At 64.3% G+C, this 1,049-nt stretch carries 1 protein-coding gene; it reads left to right on the top strand.

Features of this window, described 5'->3' with window-relative positions; translation table 11 throughout:
* Nucleotides 1–1,049, top strand: a 1,049-nt coding sequence (locus AB0C22_RS31255) for a polyketide synthase (RefSeq protein WP_357538603.1), incomplete at both ends; no start/stop codon positions are given.

Genomic DNA, 1,049 nt, shown 5'->3' with positions numbered 1-1,049 from the left:
CGACTTTCCGACTCCGGTGTTGGTGGCGGAGCGGTTGGTGGGTTTGGTGGTGGGTGGGGTTTCGGGTGTGGGTGTTGCGGGTGTGGGTGTGGGTGAGGCGGTGGCGATTGTGGGGATGGGGTGTCGTTTTGGTGGTGGGGTGGGTTCGCCGGGGGATTTGTGGGATGTGGTGTTGGGTGGGGTTGATGTGGTGGGTGGGTGGCCGGTGGATCGTGGGTGGGATGTGGAGGGTTTGGTGGGTGGTGGGGTGCCGGGGTGGGGTGGGTTTTTGGAGGGTGCGGGGGTTTTTGATGCGGAGTTTTTTGGGGTGTCTCCGCGTGAGGCTGTGGTGATGGATCCGCAGCAGCGGTTGGTGTTGGAGGTGGTGTGGGAGGCGTTGGAGGGTGCGGGTTTGGGTGTTGGTTTGGATGGTGTTGGGGTGGGGGTGTTTTTGGGGGTGATGGGTTTGGAGTATGGGCCGCGGTTGTGGGAGGCGGGGGAGGGTGTTGGTGGGTATGTGTTGACGGGTTCGGCGGGGAGTGTGGTGTCGGGTCGGGTGGCGTATGTGTTGGGTTTGGGTGGTCCGGCGGTGTCGGTGGATACGGCGTGTTCGTCGTCGTTGGTGGCGGTGCATCAGGCGGTGGGGGCGTTGCGGTCGGGTGAGGTGTCGTTGGCGGTGGCGGGTGGGGTTGCGGTGATGGGGTCGCCGGGGATGTTTGTGGAGTTTGCGCGTCAGGGTGGGTTGTCGGGGGATGGTCGGTGTAAGGCGTTTTCGTCGTCGGCGGATGGTACGGGGTGGGGTGAGGGTGTTGGTGTGGTGGTGTTGGAGCGGTTGTCGGATGCGCGGCGTAATGGGCATCGGGTGTTGGCGGTGGTGCGGGGTAGTGCGGTTAATTCGGATGGTGCGTCGAATGGTTTGACGGCTCCGCATGGTCCGTCGCAGGAGCGGGTGATTCGTCAGGCGTTGGCGAATGGGGGGTTGTCGGCGGGTGAGGTGGATGTGGTGGAGGCGCATGGTACGGGGACGAGGTTGGGTGATCCGATTGAGGCGCAGGCGTTGTTGGCGACGT

This window comes from Micromonospora sp. NPDC048894 (genome assembly GCF_040649765.1).
In the GTDB taxonomy this organism is placed as follows: domain Bacteria; phylum Actinomycetota; class Actinomycetes; order Mycobacteriales; family Micromonosporaceae; genus Micromonospora; species Micromonospora antibiotica.
This window is presented reverse-complemented; position numbering and strand designations above follow the sequence as displayed.